The following is an 18,919-nucleotide window of genomic DNA, read 5'->3' as shown; positions in this document are numbered from 1 at the left end:
CACGTGACGGGTTAGGTGGGCGCATCCTTGCACCGCCGCCGGGGAGCGTCCAGTAAGTGCCTCCTTAGTGCGAGTTGCCGTGACTTGCCCGAATCGGCTCGGACCTGGTCGTGACCACCCCGCCACGTCTGTCACCATGGAGTCATGGGTCAGCCGGAAAGCCGGGAATCTCCGGGAGCAGAGCAGCTGGAGCTTCCACCCGGGCAGCGGTTGCAGCGGGGCTGGCCGGTCACCCACTACGGTCCCGTGCCCAAGTTCAAGCCGGACCGCTGGGAGTTCCGCGTCTTCGGCGCGACGGCCGACGGTGCCAAGCACTGCTGGAACCACGAGGAGTTCGCGGCCCTGCCGTTCGAGTCCGTCGTGGCGGACCTGCACTGCGTCACGAAGTTCAGCATGCAGGGCGCCGAATGGGGCGGCGTGCTCGCCCGTACGATCCTCGCCCTGGCGCCGCCGGCGCCGCAGGTCACGCACGTGATGGTGTGGGCCGAGTACGGCTTCAGCTCCAACCTGCGGCTGGCCGACTTCTCCTCCGAGCGGACCGTCTTCGCCACCCACCAGGGCGGTGAACTCCTCACGGCCGAGCACGGCTTCCCGCTGCGGCTCGTGGTTCCGCACCTGTACGCCTGGAAGGGCCCCAAGTGGGTCCGCGGCGTCGAGTACATGACCGCCGACCGTCGGGGCTTCTGGGAGGAGCGGGGCTACCACAACATCGGCGACCCCTGGCGCGAGCAGCGCTACTCGTACCAGGAGGAGCCGGGCGACGGCCCCGAGCTGTAGCTCTCCGCCGCCGTGCTCAATGGTGGTACTGGTGGACCACCGCGTGTCCCTTGCCGCGGCCGATCATCCACTTGTTGACCGGTGTCGTGATGACGAAGGCGGCTGCCAGGGAGATCGCCAGGACGATCCAGAACAGGGCCTCCGACAGGTGTGCGTCCATCGCCCCCGGCCACAGGGCGATCACGCCGTTGTCGATCAGTTCCATGACGGCGATCGACAGGGTGTCCGCGGCGAGTGCCACCCGGATGGCGGTGCCGAGGTCAACGCCGGCCGAGAGGATCCCCCGCAGGGTGAGCGCGTAGCCGAAGAAGAACGCGAGCACGATCGCCAGGACCATCGTGCCGGCGTTCCCCCAGCCCAGCGCGGTGCCGATGATCATGCCGAGCACCTCGCCGATGGCGCATCCGGTGAGGCAGTGGAGGGTGGCCTTGGCGGCCATGGCCCAGCTGACCTTGCCGTGGCCGTGGCCGTGGCCCGAGCCGTGGGCGTGGTGCTCGTGCCCGTGATGCTCGTGTTGCCGGTGCTCACCGTGGTGCTCGTGGTGGTCGCCGTGGTGCCCGGGCTGCTGTCCGCCGTTGGGCGCCTGCTGCTCTTCGTGGTGCGCGTGTGCGTGGTCCATCGAAACCCCCTGGGAACACCGGATTGCGGTCCTGCGGACAAGCAGAACCGTATACCCCCCAGGGGTATTCCTCAAGAGGTCGAGTGGATCACTCCGCGCCGCGCAGCTCCTTCAGCAGTGCCACGTCCGCGGCGTGCCCTTCCTTGCCGCCGGGCGTCTCGATGATCAGCGGTACGCCCTCCATCACCGGGTGCGTGAACAGCTCGGCGAAGGCGTCCCGGCCGATGTGGCCCTGGCCGATGTTGGCGTGCCGGTCCTTGTGGGCGCCGACGCCCTCCTTCGAGTCGTTCGCGTGGACGAGTTTCAGCCGGCCCTCGCCGACCGTGCCCACCAGCAGGTCGAGCGTCTGCTTGGTACCGCCCGGCTCCGCCAGGTCGTGCCCGGCGGCGAAGATGTGGCAGGTGTCGAGGCAGATCCCCAGCTTCGGGTGATGGTCGAGCGCCTCGAAGTACGGCCCGAAGTCCCAGGTCCGCGAGCAGAGCGAAGAGCCCTGGCCGGCGGTGGACTCCAGCAGCAGGAAGGGGTCGTCGTCGTGCGTCAGCTCGTCCAGCAGCGGAAGCAGGTGCTCCCTGACCTGCGCGTACGCCGACTCGCGCGGGCGGCCTCCGGTGGCCGAGCCGGTGTGCACGACCACCCCGAGCGCGCCGATCTGGCGGGCCCGGCGCAGCGAGTGGCGCAGGGACTCCACCGACTTCTCCACGGTCGCCTCGGTGTGCGAGCCGAAGTTGATCAGGTACGGCGCGTGCACGTAGGCCGGGAGGGACCGGGCCGCGCACTGCTCCCGGAACAGCTGGTCCTGCTTCGGATTGCCCGGCGGGGTGGCCCAGCCGCGGGGGTTGGCGACGAAGACTTGGACGGCCTCGGCACCCATCTCGCGGGCGTAGGTCAGCCCGACCGAGGCGAGGCCGCCCGCCACGGGCACGTGCCCGCCCACTGGATTGCGTATCACTGCTGCTTACAGCCCCTTGGTCCTGATGGTGATCGTGCTGCCCTCGGGGGCGTTCTGGCCGGCGGGCGCCGACTGGGCGTCCACGGTGTTGCTGAAGGAGAGGAAGGGCCGGTCCACCTTCACCTTGAAGCCGGCGGCCTCCAGGGCCTTGCGGGCCGCTTCCACGTCCTGGCCGGTCACGTTCGGGACCGGGAGCTGGCGGGGGCCCTTGGAGAGGGTCAGCGTGACCGCGTCGCCGGTCGCGGCCTGGGTGCCGGCGCCGACCGACTGGTTGGCGACCGTACCGGCCGGGGAAGGGGCATTGACCTGCTCGGGGGCCGTGACCACCTTCAGGCCGAGGCCCTCCAGGGTGGACCGGGCCTGCTCGAAGGGGATCCCGGTCACGCTCGGGACCGGCACCGGGCGGCCCTTGCTGACCACGAGCGCGACGGCCGTGTCGGGCGCCCGCTTCTCGCCGCCCGCCGGGTCCGAGGCGATCACCGACCCCTGGGCGATGTCCTGGCTGAAGGCCAGGGTGACCATGCCGGGGGCCAGTCCGGCGTTCGTCAGCTCGGTCTTGGCCTCCTCCAGCGGGCGGCCCTTGAGGTTGGGCACGGCCACGACCTGGGGGCCGCGGGAAAGGGTGATCGTCACCGCGCCGTTGCCGCGGATGCGCTTGCCGCCCGGCGGGTCGGTGTTCATCACCGTCCCGCGGTCGAAGGAGTCGCTGAACTTCCGCTCCACGCCCTTCACGCCGAGGCCGGCCGCGGACAGCTGGGCGCGGGCCTGCGCCTCCGTCTTGCCGAGGAGGTTGGGGACCTTGGTGAACTGGCCGGAGTTGATGTACCAGACGCCGGTGCCGAGGCCGAGGGCCAGCAGGACGCCGGCGACGACCAGGAGGGTGCCGCGGCGGGGCCGGGGCCGGCGCCGCGCCGGGGCCGGGGGAGGCGGCGGTGTGGCCAGCCGGGAGGTGTGCTGCACGGGCTGTTCCCCGGCTGCCGCCAGGGGCGCCCCCAGCGCGTCCACCGGGCGCGGGATCACGCTGGTGCGGTCCTCGGTGGCGGACCGCACCTCGGCGCGGGCCTGCGGGGGCACGGCGTCCAGCTCGGCGTCGCTGAGGCGCAGGCGGGCCCCGCGGGCGAGGCCGAGCAGGGCGGCGGCGTCGTAGGGGCGCAGCTGCGGATCGCGGGCGGCCGCCTGCGCGACGAGCTCGTCGAGGCCGACGGGCAGGCCGGGCACGGCCGCAGACGGGGGCGGGACGTCCTCGTGGAGGTGCTGGTAGAGCACCTGGGCGGGGGTGCCGCCGGTGTGCGGCTTGGCGCCGGTGAGCATCTCGTACAGCACGACACCGCAGGCGTAGACGTCCACACGGGTGTCGGCGATGCCGTTCTCGATCTGCTCGGGAGCGAGATAGGAGACCGTGCCGAGGACCGAGCCGGTGGTGTGGGTGACGGAGTCCACGGACCGGACCAGCCCGAAGTCCGCCACCTTGACCCGGCCGTCGTCGCCGATCAGGACGTTCTCGGGCTTCATGTCGCGGTGGACGAACCCGGCGCGGTGCGCGGCGCCGAGGGCGGCGAGGACGGGCTCCAGGATGTCGAGGGCGGCCCGGGGCTGCAGCGCGCCGCGCTCGCGGAGCACGTCGCGCAGGGTGCAGCCGGAGACGTACTCCATGGCGAGGTAGGTGTACGGACCGTCGGTGCCCTGGTCGAAGACGGCGACGACGTTGGGGTGGGCGAGGCGGGCCACGGACTTCGCTTCGCGGATGAACCGGTCGACGAAGGCGGCGTCGGCGGCGAGGGCCGGGTGCATCACCTTCAGGGCGAGGACGCGGTCGAGGCGGGTGTCGACGGCCCGGTAGACCGTGGCCATGCCGCCGGCCGCGATGCGGGCGTCGATGCGGTAGCGGCCGTCGAGCACGCGCCCGACGAGGGGGTCATCCAGGGTCGTATCCACCCGGCGATTCTACGAGCCGCCGCCGTGCCGCCGACCGGGCCGGGTCCTGTTGCAGCGCACCTGTGACGTCCCGCCGGGCAGCCGGCCCCGCCCGGGCCCGGGGCTCCGCCCCGCACCCCGCGCCCAAACGCCGGCGGGGCTGGAATCGCGGGCTGGGTGGCCGCGTAGCGGCACATCCAGCCCCGTCGGCGTTTGAGGTGCGGGGGTTCGGGGGGCGGAGCCCCCGCAGCGGCGGGTCAGGCGGCCGGGCTGCGCGGGGTTTCGGGGGCGGCCCCGTAGCGGGGGTCAGAAGGCCGGGCGTTCCGGGTCCAGGGCGGCGCGGCCCTCCGCAGGAGAGGAGGCTTCGGCGAAGCGGCGCTGCGGGATCCGCCCCGCGCGGTACGCCAGCCGCCCCGCCGACACGGCATCCCGCATCGCCGCCGCCATCAGGACCGGCTCCTGGGCGCGCGTCACCGCCGAGGCCAGCATCACCGCCGCGCAGCCCAGTTCCATGGCCAGAGCGGCGTCCGAGGCCGTGCCGGCCCCGGCGTCCAGGATCACCGGGACCCCCGCCCGCTCCGCGATCAGCTCGAAGTTGTGCGGGTTGCGGATGCCCATCCCGGACCCGATCGGTGAGCCGAGCGGCATGATCGCCGCGCACCCCACGTCTTCCAGCTTGCGCGCGAGCACCGGGTCGTCGTTCGTGTACGGGAGCACCGTGAAGCCCTCGTCGACCAGGATTTCGGCGGCGTCCAGCAGCTCGACGCCGTCGGGCAGGAGGGTCCGCTCGTCCGCGACCACCTCCAGCTTGATCCAGTCGGTGCCCAGCGCCTCCCGGGCCAGCCGGGCCGTGAGCACGGCCTCACCCGCGGTGAAGCAGCCCGCCGTGTTCGGCAGGACCGCGATGTCCAGCTTCGACAGCACGGACAGGACCGAGCCCTGGACCGTGGGGTCCAGGCGGCGCATCGCCACCGTGGTGAGCTCGGTGCCGGAGGTGACGAGGGCCCGTTCCAGGATGTCCAGGCTCGGGGCCCCGCCGGTACCCATGATCAGGCGGGAGGAGAAGGTCCGGTCGCCGAGGGTGAAGAGGTCGTCTGCCATGCCGCTCAGCCTCCCTGGACCGCGGTGAGGATCTCGACCCGGTCGCCCTCGCCCACCGGCGTGGCCGGCCACTGCCGGCGCGGGACCACGGTCTCGTTGAGCGCCGCGGCCACGCCGGAGGGGGCCGTGGTCAGGGTGGCGACCACCGCGTCGAGCGTGGTGCCGGCCGCGACCTCGCGCGGCTCGCCGTTGACGGAGACGGATACGGAGACGGGGAGGGTCATGCGTACGACTCCTGTCGTGCGGCGGAGAAGCGGCGGGGGCTGAACGGGCCCGCGATGCCCGGCACTTCGCCGGTGGTCAGCAGCTCCGCCATCACGTCGCCGGTGAGCGGGGTCAGCAGCACCCCGTTGCGGTAGTGCCCGGTGGCCAGGTGCAGGCCCGGCAGGTCGGTCGGGCCCAGCAGCGGGGCGTTGTCGGGGGAGCCGGGCCGCAGTCCCGCCCGGGTTTCGGTGAGGGGGAGTTCGGTGATGCCGGGCACCAGCTCGTGGGCGTCGCGCAGGAGTTCGTAGACCCCGCCCGCGGTGACCGTGGTGTCCCAGCCCAGTTCCTCGCTGGTGGCGCCGATGACGAGTTCGCCGTTCTCGCGCGGCACCAGGTAGACGTGGCTGCCGCGCACGACCGCCCGTACCGTCCGCGACAGGAACGGCGCGTACGGCGCCGGTACGGACAGGCGCAGGACCTGGCCCTTGACCGGCCGTACGGGCGCCACGACCTCCGGCGGTACGCCCGTCAGCCGGCCGCTGAGCGAGCCCGCCGCCAGGACCACCTGGTCCGCGCGCAGCTCCGTACCGTCGTCGAGGACGGCCCCGGCCGCCCGGTCGGCGGTGACGAGCAGCCGCTTCGCGGCGGCCCGGTGGATGGTCACCCCGGCGCCCTCGCAGGCGGCCAGCAGGGCGGCTGCGAGCCGGCGCGGGTCGACCTGGTGGTCGCCGTCCACGCGCAGCCCGCCGCGTACGCCCGGGGCCAGCATCGGCTCCAGGCGGCGGCACTCGCGGCCGGTGAGCCACTCGGACTCCAGGCCGCAGCGGCGCTGGAGGGCGTGCAGCTCGCGCAGGTGGAGCCGGTCGTCGGCGTCGAGGGCGACGGCGAGGGTGCCGCAGGCGCGGTAGCCGATGTCCATGCCGCCGCTCGCTTGGGCGAGCTCGGCGGCGAACTCCGGGTAGCGGGCGGCGGAGGCCAGATTGAGGCCCAGCAGGGTCTCCTCGCCGTAGTGCAGCTCGGTGACGGCGGCCAGCATGCCGGCCGCGACCTGGGCGGCTCCGCCGCCGGGAGACGGGTCGGCGAGGACGGTGCGCAGGCCCCGCCCGGCCGCCCGCCAGGCCGTGACCAGGCCGATGATGCCGCCCCCGATGACGAGGACGTCGGATCCCGTTCCGGATCCCTTCCGAGATGAGTGCATGGGCGTCCAGCCCCTCCCTTCGCCGGCATGACCCGGATCAGGTTCGTACGGTCGGAGGCCGGCCAGCCTCCCTCTCAGCCCGGTGCGCCCGGACTCCCGCGATAGGTACGGTGGCAAGACTAACCGCTCCTCATCAGTGACCAGGAGTGAGTCTTGGACATCAGTTTCCAACCGCGCGGACGGTGGGTAAGGGCCACCTCTTCCTGACAGAGTGTCAGATGATTAGGCTGTGCGGATGATCATGCAGACGGAAGAGGCAGAGAGCGGCGTCGTGATCGTCGGCGCCGGAATGGCCGGGGTGCAGACCGCGGTCGCCCTGCGGGAGCAGGGCTTCACCGGCCCGGTGACCCTGCTGGGAGCCGAGCCCCACCAGCCTTACGACCGCCCCCCGCTGTCCAAGGCGGTGCTGCTCGGCAAGGCCGAGGACTCCGCCTTCGACGTGGACTTCGAAGGCCTCGGCATCGAGCTCAGGCTCGGAACGGAGGTCACCGGACTGCGCGCCGCCGACCACGAGCTGGACACCGAGGCGGGCCCGGTCCCGTACGGGATCCTCGTGCTGGCGACCGGCGCCGAGCCGCTGACCCTGCCCGGCACCGGCGGCGTCCCGGGCGTCCACCTGCTGCGCACCCTGGACGACGCGGCGCGGCTGCGCCCGGTCCTGGCGCAGGCCCCCTCGGCGGTGGTCGTGGGGGCGGGCTGGATCGGCGCCGAGTTCGCCACCGCGGCCCGGGAGGCGGGCTGCGAGGTGACCGTGGTCGAGGCCGCGGACCGGGTCCTTGCCGGGGCGCTGCCCGCGGAGGTCGCCGAGCCCATGGCGAGCTGGTACGCGGAGGCCGGCGCCGAGCTGATCACCGGCGCCAAGGTCGCCGGGGTCGAGGAGGGCCGGGTCCTGCTGGCCGACGGGCGCACCCTGCCGGCCGGCGCCGTGGTGGTCGGCATCGGCGCCCGCCCCGCCACCGGCTGGCTGGCCGGCACGGGCGTGGAGCTGGGCCCCGACGGCGCGGTCGTCGCCGATGCGTACCTGCGCACCTCGCTGCCCGGGGTGTACGCGGTCGGCGACTGCGCCTCCTTCCCGTCCGGGCGGTACGGGACGCGGCTGCTCGTGCACCACTGGGACAACGCGCTCCAGGGCCCGCGCACGGTCGCCGCGAACATCCTGGCCGGCGAGCCGGCCCGGGTCTACGACCCGGTGCCCTACTTCTGGTCGGAGCAGTTCGGCCGCTTCGTGCAGTACGCCGGCCACCACGGCGGGGCCGACACCATGCTCTGGCGCGGTGACCCGGCCGCCGGGCGCACCTGGTCGGTGTGCTGGCTGCGCGACGGCGTCCTGGTCGCGGTCCTGGCCGTGGGCCGCCCCCGCGACGTGGCACAGGGCCGCAAGCTCATCGAGACGGCGGAACCGGTGGACCCCGCGAAGGTCTCCGACCCGGCGGTTCCCCTGAAGTCGGCCGGCGCGTAGGTGCGCCGGAGCGGCCGGAGGGACCCGTACGGGGTCGCTCCGGTACCGGCGGCGAGTCCGAGATGGCAGGCTTGTGTCCGTGACCGAGATTGACGCAAAGATCGATGCCCTTGTCCCCGCCTGGCTGTACCTCCCCGACATCGCGGAGATGCTCCACATCGAGGTGACCCGGGTCCGCCAGATGGTCAAGGAAGGGCAGCTGATCGCCGTCCGCCGGGGCGAGAACCGCTCCCTGCAGGTGCCCGCCCCCTTCATCGACGGCGACAAGGTCGTCAAGGGCCTCGTCGGACTGCTGACCGTGCTGCGCGACGACCGCTTCTCCGAGGAGGAGATCCTGGAGTGGCTCTTCACCGAGGACCCGACCCTGCCCGGCACCCCCGTGCAGGCGCTGAGCGAGAATCGCGGCACGGAGGTGAAGCGCCGCGCTCAGGCGCTCGCCCTCTGACCTGATCCGCATCCGCTCCACCGCGGTGTACGGGCCGCCGGGCCCGTACACCGCCTCACCACGGGGGATACACCCATGCAGCAGCTGTCCGACGCCCGGCTCTACCTGTGCACGGACGCCCGCAAGAAGCAGGGTGACCTCCCCGAATTCCTTGACGCCGTCCTGGCCGGCGGCGTCGACATCGTCCAGCTCCGCGACAAGGGCATGGAAGCGGGCGAAGAGCTCGAACACCTCCAGGTCTTCGCCGAGGCGGCGCGCCGCCACGGCAAGCTCCTCGCCGTGAACGACCGTGCCGACGTCGCCCACGCCATCGGCTCGGGCGTACTGCACCTCGGCCAGGGCGACATCCCCGTCCCGGCCGCCCGCGCCATCCTGGGCGAGCAGGTGCTGATCGGCCGTTCCTGCCACGCCGAGGCCGAGGTCGACGCGGCCGTCGCCGAGCCCGGCGTGGACTACTTCTGCACCGGTCCCTGCTGGCCCACCCCCACCAAGCCCGGCCGCTTCGCCCCCGGCCTCGGACTCGTCCGGTACGCGGCCTCCCTGGAGCAGGACCGCCCCTGGTTCGCCATCGGCGGCATCGACGCCACGAACCTGGACGAGGTGCTGGACGCCGGAGCCACCCGCGTGGTGGTCGTCCGCGCCCTCACCGAGGCCGCCGACCCCGGAGCGGCCGCCGCCGATCTGGCCAAGCGCGTCCGCGCCCGCGTAGGCCAGTAGGACCATCGGGCGACCCTCCAGCGACCTCCGGGGGCGATCCGTAGGGGTGTCCAAAAACGTGTCCAAAAGATGGACGCGGCTTCGACCCCCGCCGAGCCCCGTCTAACCTGCCCGTATGGCCCATGGCACCTCTTCCACCTGGACGGACCGCGCACACACGGTCCGCGATCTCCTCACGTCCGGGCGCTCGTACTCCTTCGAGTTCTGGGCCCCGAAGACGGAGAAGGGCGAGCGCAACCTCTGGAACGCGCTCCGCCGGATCGAGGCGGTGTCCCCGAGCTTCGTCTCCGTCACGTACGGAGCCGGCGGCTCCACCCGGGGCGGCACCGTCCGCGCCACCCAGCAGATCGCCGCGGACACCACGCTGACCCCCGTCGCGCACCTCACCGCCGTGGACCACTCGGTCGCCGAGCTGCGCAACGTCATCGGGCAGTTCGCCGACGCGGGCATCCGGAACATGCTCGTCGTGCGCGGAGACCCGCCGGGCGACCCCATGGGCGAGTGGGTGCCGCACCCGGAGGGCGTGCACTACGCCGCCGACCTGGTCCGTCTCGTCAAGGAGTCCGGCGACTTCTGCGTGGGCGTCGCGGCCTTCCCCGAGATGCACCCGCGCTCGACGGACTGGGACACGGATATCCGGCACTTCGTGGACAAATGCCGCGCGGGCGCCGACTATGCGATCACGCAGATGTTCTTCGATCCCGAGAACTATCTGCGGCTGCGCGACAGCGTCGAAAAGGCGGGCTGCGAGACCCCGATCATCCCCGAGGTCATGCCTGTTGTGGGCATCAAGCAGCTCGACCGGCTTCCCCAACTCAGCAACGCAGTTTTTCCCGCGGACGTGAAAGAACGCATGCTCGCGGTCAAGGACGACCCGGCCGCTGTACGCTCCATTGGCATCGAGTTCGCCACGGAGTTCTGCGCGCGGCTGCTGTCCGAGGGTGTCCCGGGGCTGCACTTCATCACGCTGAACAACTCCACGGCGACTCTCGAGATCTACGAGAACCTGGGCCTGCACCAGCGGGCCTGACCGGCGGGCCCCCGTTCCCTGGGCGGCCGGCCGCACCGAGAGGGGCCATGCATGGGTATGACGGTCCTCTACATCGCGTTCGGCTTCGTCGCGCTGTGGTTGCTTGCCGAGGTCCTGATGCAGTACAAGGCCCGGCTCCGCTGGCGCCTGCTCGCCTTCTCCGGCTTCCTCGGCGTGGTCGCCGGGGTGGTCCTGCCGTCGGTGCCGGTCATCGGCGCCGGCGCGGCCGCGTTCGCCCTGGGCCAGACCCTGGTGACACTCTCCTTCCGCAAGGGCTTCGTGGCCGGCTGGGCGCTGCGCCGCGGCGGCGAACCCGTACGGCAGTCCCGGCGCCGCCGGTCGGGCGGTCCGCGCCCGGAACCGGCGCTCGAGGTCACCGCGCTCGAGTACGCATCGGAATCCGACTCGGAGTCCGGGGCCGCGTACGAATCCGCGTACGAATCCGCGTACGAATCCGCGTACGGGGCGGCGTCCGAGGAGGTCTACCGCCCGGAGCCGGTGCCCGAGGACACCGGGTCCTACGGGATCCAGAGCTTCGCGCCGCCGCAGGTCCCCGACGTCGGCCAGACGGCGGCCTTCGCCTCGCCGTTCACCACGCCCGAGCAGGACGCCCACCAGTACGCCGCGTACTACGACCCGTCATACCCGGCGGGTACGGGCGGGTACGACTACTCCGCCGGCTATCCGGCGGGCGAGCAGCAGCAGGTCTACGCCGCCTACTCCGACCCGTACATCGGCACCGGCGGCTCCATCCCGCCCCAGCCGTACGACTACACCCCGTACACCGGCTACGGCACGGGGCAGGCGCAGGAGCCGTACTCCATGGACACCCCGCCCGGCGGGGTCTGGGTCCCGCAGCAGCGGATCACCGACGAGTACGGGCGGCCCTACCCGGCGGAGGAGCAGCCCGAGACCCCGCCGCAGTACCCGTACCCGCAGCAGGGCGGGTACGAGCAGTACCGCTACTGACCCTGCCGACCCCTGGCCCTGTCGGCCCGTCAGGTCACTGCGAGCCGCGGAACTCCGCGCCCTCCACGATCAGTCCGGCCACCAGGGCCCCGGTCATCCCGGCGTGCGGCAGTCCGCCGCCGGGATGTGCCCAGCCGCCCGCCAGGTACAGCCCCGGCACGGCCGTGGTGTTGGCGGGGTACAGCAGCCGGCCCCCGGCCCCCGCGAGGGCGGGCAGGGGCACCGAGCCGCCCACCGCGCCCGTCGCCGCCTCTACGTCGACCGGGGTGCGCACCTCGTGCCACAGCAGCCGCTCCCGCAGCCGCGGAACGACCAGGGAGGCCGCCTCCAGCAGCTTCTCGGCGTGCGGCCCGGCCACGGAGGGCGCCGTCCAGTCCACGGCGCCGTGCGGTGCGCACACGGCCTGGACGGTGACCGCCTCGTGGCCGTCGTCGGGCCGGGTGGCGGGGTCGTCGGGGCGCAGCACCGTGAGGTCGCAGGCGGTCCCGCGGGAGAAGAGCCGGGTGCGGTGCGCCGTGCCCTCGGGGCGGGCGCCGCGCAGCGCGAGGAACAGCGTGAACCGGCTGGTGCCGGACAGGCCCCCGCGGGCGGGGACCGCGTCCGGCGGCCAGGGCAGGGAACCGGCCGGCAGTCTTCCCGGGTCGATCCCGCAGACCACGGAGTCGGCGGCAGCCTCGCTGCCGTCGGCCAGCAGCAGCCCCGCCGCCCGGCCGTCGCGGACCAGGACCTCCCGTACCTCGGCGCCGAAGACGAAGGCGACCTTCCGCTCCCGGCAGCGCTCGTACACGGCGGTGGCCAGCGCCCGCATCCCGCCGCGCACGTACCAGCTGCCGAAGGTCTGCTCCATGTACGGGAGGACCGTGGCAGCCCCGGGCGCGGACCGGGGGTCCACCCCGTACTCCGCGACCAGGCCGGTCAGCAGCTCGCCGAGAGCGCCGCCCAGCTCGCGGTCGGCGATCTCCTTGAGAGCCGGCGTACGGCGGCGCAGCAGGCCGCTCTTGCGCCGCGCCGGGTACGGATCGTTGCCGAGCACCTGCCAGTCGGGGCGCAGCGGCTCCTCCAGCAGCGGGCGGCGGGTGGCGTCCCAGGCGTCCCGGGCGCGGCCCAGCACGGTGTTCCAGCGCTCGCCCGCGCCCCGGCCGAAGGCCTCGTCGAGGGCGGCGGCGACACCGCCGCGCGAGGCGCCCGGCAGGGTGACGTCGATGCCGTGCTCGGGGAGCACGTGCCGGACGGCGGGGTCCAGCTGGACCATGTCGACGCAGTCCTCCAGGGACCGCTTGCCGGTCTTCACGAACAGGTCGCGGTAGACGGCGGGCAGGTGCAGCAGCCCCGGCCCGGTGTCGAAGGCGAAGCCCTCGCGCTCGTACCGGCCGACGGCGCCGCCGTAGGTCGCCCCGCGCTCGTACACCGTCACCTGGTGCCCTGCCACGGCCAGCCGGGCCGCTGTCGCCATCGCGCCCATGCCGGCGCCGATCACCGCAATTCGTGCCATGCGGCTGAGCCTATCGAGGGAGGTCAGGGGGGTGGCGCGGTGGTGCGCGCGCGGGCCTCGGAGGCGAGCCGCTTCTCCTCGCGGCGCTGGGCTCGGCGGCGCAGGAAGCGGCGGATCCTGGTCCAGAGGAAGATCAGCAGTGCGAGCCCGATGGCCAGCAGGACGGCCGCGATGACCGCGGCGGCCTGCGGGTTGAACATCGCGAAGGTGATGATGCCGGCGACGCCCAGGTCCTCGGCGATGCTCATCGCGACATTGGTGAAGGGCTCGGGCGAGGTGTTGATCGCCATCCGGGTGCCGGCTTTGACGAAATGGCTGGCCAGCGCCGTGGAGCCGCCGATGGCACCGGCGGCGATGTCGGAGAGCGAACCACTCTGCCCGGCCAGCAGCGCGCCGATCACCGCGCCGGACACCGGGCGGATCACCGTGTGGGCGGTGTCCCATATCGAGTCGAGGTACGGGACCTTGTCGGCCACGGCCTCGCAGAGGAAGAGCACCGCGGCGACGATCAGCACGTCGGTGCGTTGCAGCGACGCGGGGACGTCGTCGGTCAGGCCGGTCGCGCCGAAGATGCCGAGCAGGAGGACCACGGCGTAGGCGTTGATCCCACTGGCCCAGCCGCTGGTGAAGACCAGGGGGAGCACACTCACCTGATCATCATGCCGCAGAAGAGGCCCGGCGACGGACAGAACGCACGACAGTGAGGGGACGCGCCACAGCGAGCAGAGGCACAACAGAGAGGGGACGGCCGCCTCACGGCGGCCGTCCCCTCACGCGTCTTCACGTTGCGCTGCGTTGGGTGCGGGGCTACTGCCCCTGTTCGTCACGGCGGCGCTGCCACCGCTCCTCGATGCGCGTCATCATCGACCGACGCTGCCGGTTCTGGCCATGGGCCGAACCACCTGCACTTCCGGAGGCGGGCTGCTCACCAGGCTTGGGTGCCTTGCGCCAACCGGTGACCACGAGCACGGTACAGCCCAGCATGACGAGGAAGCCCACCACGCTGATCCACAGTACGTTCGGCACGATCACACCGGTCATGAGGAGCGCGATACCCACCACAATGCCTGCGACTGCCTGGTAGACCCGTCGCCGGGTGTACGTGCGCAGTCCGCTTCCCTCAAGCGCTGTCGCGAACTTGGGATCTTCGGCGTACAGCGCTCGCTCCATCTGCTCGAGCATGCGCTGCTCGTGCTCCGAGAGCGGCACGGGAGTCCTCCTCATCCGTCGGTCGCGGGGGGTAGCGACCAGGGGTCCCCTTCAGGATAGGCGGGGAATCGCCCCCGTGATACCCGCCCTCTACGCCGGCTTGTGAATGAAACACAGCCTGAGCAAAGCCTCAGTCCGAATCAAGCACCAGCCGAAATCCGTACCGCCGCGGAAGCGGTCACTGAGGCGCTTATTCCCCACTGGCCCGTCCACCATGCCGGTCACTGCCCCGATCATACGGGCCTGAGCGCCGTATCGGAGGGTGTGTGGCCTACTCCGTCCGAGGAAGATCGCAGATCAGGCCTGCTTCTCGCCGAGCACGTGCAACTGCGTGGCGACTGCGTGGAAGGCGGGCAGCTCCGCGGCGGCCTCCTCCAGGCGCAGCAGCGCCTCCACCGCGCCCGGTTCGGTGTCCACCAGGACTCCCGGGACGAGGTCGGCGAAGATGCGCACGCCGTGGACCGCGCCGACCGCCAGACCGGCCCCGCCGACCAGCTCGGAGAGCTGCTCGGCGGTGAAGCGGCGCGGCACCGGGTCGCCGGAGCCCCAGCGGCCGGCCGGGTCGGTGAGGGCCGTACGGGCCTCCGTGAAGTGCCCGGCCAGCGCGCGGGCGAGCACGGCCCCGCCGACGCCGGCGGCGAGCAGGCTCAGGGTGCCGCCGGGGCGCAGGGCCGCCACGGTGTTGGCCACGCCTTCGGCCGGGTCGTCCACGTACTCCAGCACGCCGTGGCACAGCACCACGTCGTACGCGTCGCGCTCGACGACCTCCAGCAGGCCCTGGGCATCGCCCTGGACCCCGCGGACCAGGTCGGCGACACCGGCCTCGGCCACCCGGCGCTCCAGCCCGAACAGCGCGTTCGGGCTGGGGTCGACCACCGTGACCCGGTGGCCCAGGCGGGCCACCGGCACGGCGAACTTGCCGGTGCCGCCACCGGTGTCGAGCACGTCCAGCACGTCCCGCCCGGCCGCCTTCACCCGGCGGTCGAGCGCCTCCTTGAGGACCTCCCACACCACGGCGGTGCGGAGGGAGGCACGGGGGCGGGAAGTGTCCGACACGGCTGATGGCTCCTCGGCGCGGTAGGGAAAGGGGGGTGAGTGATGCGGACCCCACTCCGCCCTACCCTATTGCCTTCCGCGGCCGGTCAGCTCATCCCGCCGCCGGACGCTCCGGCCGCGGCTGGGGCACGGCCTGCCCCACTGCCTGTGCCCCGGTCCGGGCGGAGGCCGGCTGCGTCGGCTGGACGGCGAGCATCCGCTCCACCAGGCGCAGGAACATCGAGACCGCGCGCACCAGGTCGTCCGCGTCCCGGCCGCCGGCCGCGCCCGGTAACCCCGCCTCGGCCCGGGCCCGCCGGGCGGCGCCGGAGGCGAAGAGCGCGCTCCACTCCGTCAGCTCCGGCGCTATCTCCGGCAGCACCTCCCACGCGCTGCGGATCCGCGGCCGCCGCCGCGGGTGCACCGGTTCGGGCCGCCCGCGCGCGGCGAGCACGGCCGCGGCGGTGCGCAGTGCGGCGAGGTGCGCGGTGGCGTACCGCTCGTTCGGCCGGGTCAGCCGGGCGGCTTCGGCCAGGCCGCTGCGGGCCTTGGCGAGCAGGTCGAGTGCGGCCCTGGGGCATCCCCGCAGCGGAGCCGTAGGGGAGGGTGCAGCCGACCTCCGCAGGACGGGGTGGACAGGGGACGGGGACGGTGTGGCCATGACGAACCTCCTGTCGATGCGTTCGTGCGTACGACGCGTTCGATGCGCTCCCACCATCGTGGCGGCCCCCACTGACAATCGCCGCTGACCTGCGGTTTTGCGGTGGCGGACTCGCCAACTGCCCCCTCCTGCCCACGGAATGCCCCGAGAGGTGGTAGTTTTTGAACTGACCGGTCAGTTCAAAAGAAGGGGGACGGTGTGGACAGCCCGCACGGCGCGGCCGTCAAAGCCGAGGACTTCGGACTCAAGGGCCCGCGCGGCTGGGCCTTCCGGGGAGTCGGCATCGACGCGGCGCCCGGCTCGCTCATCGCGGTCGAAGGTCCTTCCGGCAGCGGCCGTACCTGCCTGATCCTGGCCCTCACCGGCCGGATGAAACCCACCGAGGGCCACGCCGAGATCGGCCCCCACCGCCTGCCGAAGAAGATGGCCGCGGTCCGCCGGATCGCCGCCCTCGGCCCGGTCCCCGGGGTCAACGACCTCGACCAGGCGCTCACCGTCGCCGAGCAGCTGCGAGAGGGAGCCCTGCTGCAGCGCCGCTACGAGGGTCCCGTCCGCGCCCTGCTGCGCCCCCGCGCCGAGCGCCGCACCGACACCGAGGCCCGGATCGACGCCGCCCTCGCCGCCGCGGGACTGGACCTCGGGACCCTGCCCAAGGGGCCGCGCACCTCCGTACGCGACCTGGAACGCCTGGAGTCCGTACGGCTGTCCGTGGCCATCGCACTGCTGGGCTCCCCGCGGCTGCTGGCCCTCGACGACCTCGACCTCAAGCTCTCGGAAGCCGAACGCGCCGAGGCCTGGGACCTGCTCCGCTCCCTCGCCGCCGCCGGCACCACCGTGCTCGCCGTGTGCAGCGAGGCGCCGGCCGACGCCGTGGTGCTGAGGACCGCCCCCGCGGATCCGACGGCGCCGGCGGACACCGCGGACAGGGCGGACACCGCGGACACCGCGGACGCGGACGCCGAGACCGAAGACGCCGATGCCGATGCCGATGACGCGGACACCGAACCCGCAGACACAGAAGACGTGAACGACGACACGAAGGGGGCGGACGATGCGCTCGCCGAAGCTGGCCGCGCTTGAGCTGAAGCGGTTCGGGCGGGGGAAGCTGCCCGCGGCCGCTCTCGTCGCGCTGCTCCTCATCCCGCTGCTCTACGGAGCGCTGTACCTGTGCTCCTTCTGGGACCCGTACAAGCGCCTCGACAAGGTCCCGGTGGCCCTCGTCAACGCCGACAAGGGCACGACCGTCGACGGCAAGCGCATCGACGCCGGCGGCGAGATCACCAAGAAGCTCCACGACAGCAAGACCTTCGACTGGCGCGAGGTGAGCGCCGAGGAGGCGGCGAAAGGGCTGGAGAAAGGGACGTACTACCTGTCCCTGACCATGCCCGCCGACTTCAGCGCGAAGATCGCCTCCAGCTCCGGCGAGGACCCCACCACCGGGGCCCTCCAGGTCCGCACCAACGACGCCAACAACTACATCGTCGGCTCGATCTCGCGCACCGTCTTCTCCGAGGTCCGCGCGGCGGCGTCCACCAACGCCTCCCGCGGCTTCCTCGACAAGATCTTCGTCAGCTTCTCCGACCTGCACGACAAGACCGCCGAGGCCGCCGACGGCGCCGACCAGCTCAAGGACGGCGCGGGCAAGGCCCAGCAGGGCGCGAAGGACCTCGCCGACGGCCTCGACATGGCCAAGGAGAAGACCGGCGAGCTCACCGGCGGCCTGAAGAAGCTCAACACCGCCGCCGGCCGGCTGGAAACCGGCTCCCGGCAGGTCGCGGACGGCACCCAGGCGCTCGCGGACAAGGTCAACGGCGCCGCCGCCAAGGCCCGCCCCTTCGTCAAGGACCCCAAGAACCTGGCGGACACCGCCAAGCTGGTCGCCGACACCGCCAAGGTCGTCAACAACCACCTCGACAAGTTCGCCGAGAAGGCCCCGGCCGCCGCCTCCGCCGCCAAGAAGGCCTCCACCGGCGCGGACGCGTACTACACGAAGCACTGCGTCACCCCGGGCGCGGAGCCGCACCTGGCCTCCTGTCCCGAACTGAAGAAGGTCAGGGACGACGCCGCCGAGGCCGCCCTCCTCTCCGGCGACGTCAACACCCTCGTCGGCAACACCAACGGCGACGTCGGCAAGCTCCGCACCCAGCTGACCGACCTGGAGAACAAGGCCCGCGAGCTCGTCGACAAGGCCCCCGGCCTCGCCGCCGACCTCGACGCGGCCGTCGCCAAGGTCAACGCCCTCAACAGCGGCGCCCAGCAGGTCGCCGACGGCATGGTCCAGCTGCACGCGGGCATCGGCACCGCCACCGGCGGCTCCGGCGCCATCAACGCGGGCGTCGGCAAGCTCGGCGACGGCGCGCACACCCTCGACGGCGGCATGTACAAGCTCGTCGACGGCACCGGCGAACTCGCCGGCGGCCTGCACGAGGGCGCCGGCAAGATCCCGGACTACGACGAGCAGCAGCGCGACACCCGGACGCAGGTCATGGCCGACCCCGTCCAGCTCGCCAACCAGTCCCTCCACAAGGCGCCCAACTACGGCACCGGCTTCGCCCCCTACTTCATCCCGCTCTCCCTCTGGGTCGGCGCGATGGTCGCCTACATGCTCATCGCCCCGATGAACCGGCGGGCCCTGGCCGCGGGCGCCTCGCCCTGGCGGGTAGCCTTCGCCGGCTGGCTGCCCGTGGCGGGCATCGGCGTCGCGCAGGTGAGCGCGCTGATGTCCGTACTCCACTGGGGCCTGGGCCTGGAGATGGCCCGCCCGGCCCTGACCATCGGCTTCCTCATGCTGGTCACCGGCTGCTTCGCGGCCATCGTCCAGTGGCTGAACGCCAAGTTCGGCGCGGCCGGGCGGATCCTGGTCCTCGCGGTGCTGATGCTCCAGCTGACCTCGGCGGGCGGCACCTACCCCGTACAGACCAGCCCCGGCTTCTTCAACTTCATCCACCCGTACCTGCCGATGTCGTACGTCGTCGAGAGCCTGCGCCGCCTCATCACGGGCGGCGACCTCGCCCCCGTCTGGCAGGGCTGCGCGGTCCTGACGGCCTTCACCGTCGGCGCCCTCGCCCTCACCGCGCTCGCCGCCCGCGGCAAGCAGGTGTGGACCATGGACCGGCTGCATCCGGAACTGAGCCTGTAGG

General features: G+C 72.7%; 19 protein-coding genes and 1 riboswitch. Of the genes, 8 read left to right on the top strand and 11 right to left on the bottom strand.

Going from position 1 to position 18,919, the window contains the following annotated elements:
* The first annotated feature begins 144 nt into the window (after positions 1-144).
* Positions 145-777: a sulfite oxidase-like oxidoreductase gene (locus J7E94_RS12800; RefSeq protein WP_215015077.1), complete on the top strand. Its 633-nt coding sequence runs from the start codon at positions 145-147 to the stop codon at positions 775-777.
* 16 nt (positions 778-793) lie between these two features.
* Here J7E94_RS12800 and J7E94_RS12795 read toward each other — a convergent pair whose 3' ends face one another.
* The 6 genes from J7E94_RS12795 to thiO form a co-directional block, all read right to left on the bottom strand.
* Entirely contained in the window at positions 794-1,396 is a 603-nt protein-coding gene (locus J7E94_RS12795) for a DUF4396 domain-containing protein (RefSeq protein WP_215015075.1), read from the bottom strand.
* Positions 1,397-1,484: 88 nt separating this feature from the next.
* The gene (locus J7E94_RS12790; RefSeq protein ID WP_215015115.1) at positions 1,485-2,342 is read right to left on the bottom strand and encodes a deoxyribonuclease IV; all 858 of its coding nucleotides are present in this window, start codon (positions 2,340-2,342) and stop codon (positions 1,485-1,487) included.
* 9 nt (positions 2,343-2,351) lie between these two features.
* Positions 2,352-4,280 carry a Stk1 family PASTA domain-containing Ser/Thr kinase gene (gene pknB / locus J7E94_RS12785; RefSeq protein WP_215015073.1) on the bottom strand — a complete coding sequence of 643 codons (1,929 nt, stop codon included), beginning with the start codon at positions 4,278-4,280 and terminating at the stop codon, positions 2,352-2,354.
* Between the two features lie 285 nt (positions 4,281-4,565).
* Entirely contained in the window at positions 4,566-5,360 is a 795-nt protein-coding gene (locus tag J7E94_RS12780) for a thiazole synthase (protein ID WP_215015072.1), read from the bottom strand.
* 5 nt (positions 5,361-5,365) lie between these two features.
* On the bottom strand, positions 5,366-5,584 hold the full coding sequence (gene thiS / locus J7E94_RS12775) for a sulfur carrier protein ThiS (protein WP_215015071.1): 219 nt from the start codon (positions 5,582-5,584) through the stop codon (positions 5,366-5,368).
* On the bottom strand, positions 5,581-6,762 hold the full coding sequence (gene thiO / locus J7E94_RS12770; protein WP_215015070.1) for a glycine oxidase ThiO: 1,182 nt from the start codon (positions 6,760-6,762) through the stop codon (positions 5,581-5,583). The genes thiS and thiO overlap by 4 nt, the downstream gene beginning before the upstream one ends.
* Positions 6,760-6,872: riboswitch (TPP riboswitch) on the bottom strand. It overlaps the preceding gene by 3 nt.
* Before the next feature lie 125 nt (positions 6,873-6,997).
* Here thiO and J7E94_RS12765 point away from each other — a divergent pair.
* The 5 genes from J7E94_RS12765 to J7E94_RS12745 all read left to right on the top strand — a co-directional run bounded on the left by J7E94_RS12765 (position 6,998) and on the right by J7E94_RS12745 (position 11,382).
* Positions 6,998-8,221 (top strand): NAD(P)/FAD-dependent oxidoreductase, encoded by a 1,224-nt coding sequence (locus J7E94_RS12765; RefSeq protein WP_215015069.1) that lies wholly within the window; start codon positions 6,998-7,000, stop codon positions 8,219-8,221.
* Between the two features lie 79 nt (positions 8,222-8,300).
* The gene (locus tag J7E94_RS12760; protein WP_215015068.1) at positions 8,301-8,666 is read left to right on the top strand and encodes an Rv2175c family DNA-binding protein; all 366 of its coding nucleotides are present in this window, start codon (positions 8,301-8,303) and stop codon (positions 8,664-8,666) included.
* Between the two features lie 75 nt (positions 8,667-8,741).
* Positions 8,742-9,383, top strand: a complete 642-nt coding sequence (thiE, locus tag J7E94_RS12755; protein WP_215015067.1) for a thiamine phosphate synthase — start codon at positions 8,742-8,744, stop codon at positions 9,381-9,383.
* Positions 9,384-9,498: 115 nt separating this feature from the next.
* The gene (gene metF / locus J7E94_RS12750; protein ID WP_215015066.1) at positions 9,499-10,413 is read left to right on the top strand and encodes a methylenetetrahydrofolate reductase [NAD(P)H]; all 915 of its coding nucleotides are present in this window, start codon (positions 9,499-9,501) and stop codon (positions 10,411-10,413) included.
* Between the two features lie 51 nt (positions 10,414-10,464).
* Positions 10,465-11,382, top strand: a complete 918-nt coding sequence (locus tag J7E94_RS12745; RefSeq protein WP_215015065.1) for a hypothetical protein — start codon at positions 10,465-10,467, stop codon at positions 11,380-11,382.
* Positions 11,383-11,416: 34 nt separating this feature from the next.
* Here J7E94_RS12745 and J7E94_RS12740 read toward each other — a convergent pair whose 3' ends face one another.
* The 5 genes from J7E94_RS12740 to J7E94_RS12720 form a co-directional block, all read right to left on the bottom strand.
* Complete coding sequence (locus J7E94_RS12740; protein ID WP_215015063.1) at positions 11,417-12,874, bottom strand: NAD(P)/FAD-dependent oxidoreductase; 1,458 nt, start codon at positions 12,872-12,874, stop codon at positions 11,417-11,419.
* A gap of 23 nt (positions 12,875-12,897) precedes the next feature.
* Positions 12,898-13,524, bottom strand: a complete 627-nt coding sequence (locus J7E94_RS12735) for a DUF4126 domain-containing protein (protein WP_215015061.1) — start codon at positions 13,522-13,524, stop codon at positions 12,898-12,900.
* A 157-nt stretch (positions 13,525-13,681) separates the two neighbouring features.
* Complete coding sequence (locus tag J7E94_RS12730) at positions 13,682-14,083, bottom strand: DUF3040 domain-containing protein (protein WP_215015059.1); 402 nt, start codon at positions 14,081-14,083, stop codon at positions 13,682-13,684.
* 297 nt (positions 14,084-14,380) lie between these two features.
* Positions 14,381-15,139 carry a bifunctional 2-polyprenyl-6-hydroxyphenol methylase/3-demethylubiquinol 3-O-methyltransferase UbiG gene (locus J7E94_RS12725; protein WP_215015057.1) on the bottom strand — a complete coding sequence of 253 codons (759 nt, stop codon included), beginning with the start codon at positions 15,137-15,139 and terminating at the stop codon, positions 14,381-14,383.
* 91 nt (positions 15,140-15,230) lie between these two features.
* The gene (locus tag J7E94_RS12720) at positions 15,231-15,779 is read right to left on the bottom strand and encodes an SAV_6107 family HEPN domain-containing protein (RefSeq protein WP_215015055.1); all 549 of its coding nucleotides are present in this window, start codon (positions 15,777-15,779) and stop codon (positions 15,231-15,233) included.
* Positions 15,780-15,977: 198 nt separating this feature from the next.
* Here J7E94_RS12720 and J7E94_RS12715 point away from each other — a divergent pair, with 198 nt between their 5' ends.
* The gene (locus J7E94_RS12715) at positions 15,978-16,859 is read left to right on the top strand and encodes an ATP-binding cassette domain-containing protein (RefSeq protein WP_215015053.1); all 882 of its coding nucleotides are present in this window, start codon (positions 15,978-15,980) and stop codon (positions 16,857-16,859) included.
* A complete protein-coding gene (locus J7E94_RS12710; protein WP_215015051.1) occupies positions 16,831-18,918 on the top strand; it encodes a YhgE/Pip family protein in 2,088 nt (695 codons plus the stop codon). The genes J7E94_RS12715 and J7E94_RS12710 overlap by 29 nt, the downstream gene beginning before the upstream one ends.
* Position 18,919 lies beyond the last annotated feature (1 nt).

Origin of the sequence: Streptomyces sp. ISL-94, assembly GCF_018614075.1 — a bacterium.
Lineage (GTDB): Bacteria > Actinomycetota > Actinomycetes > Streptomycetales > Streptomycetaceae > Streptomyces.
Note: the sequence above shows the minus strand (reverse complement) of the source record. Positions and strands in the feature narration are given on the sequence as shown.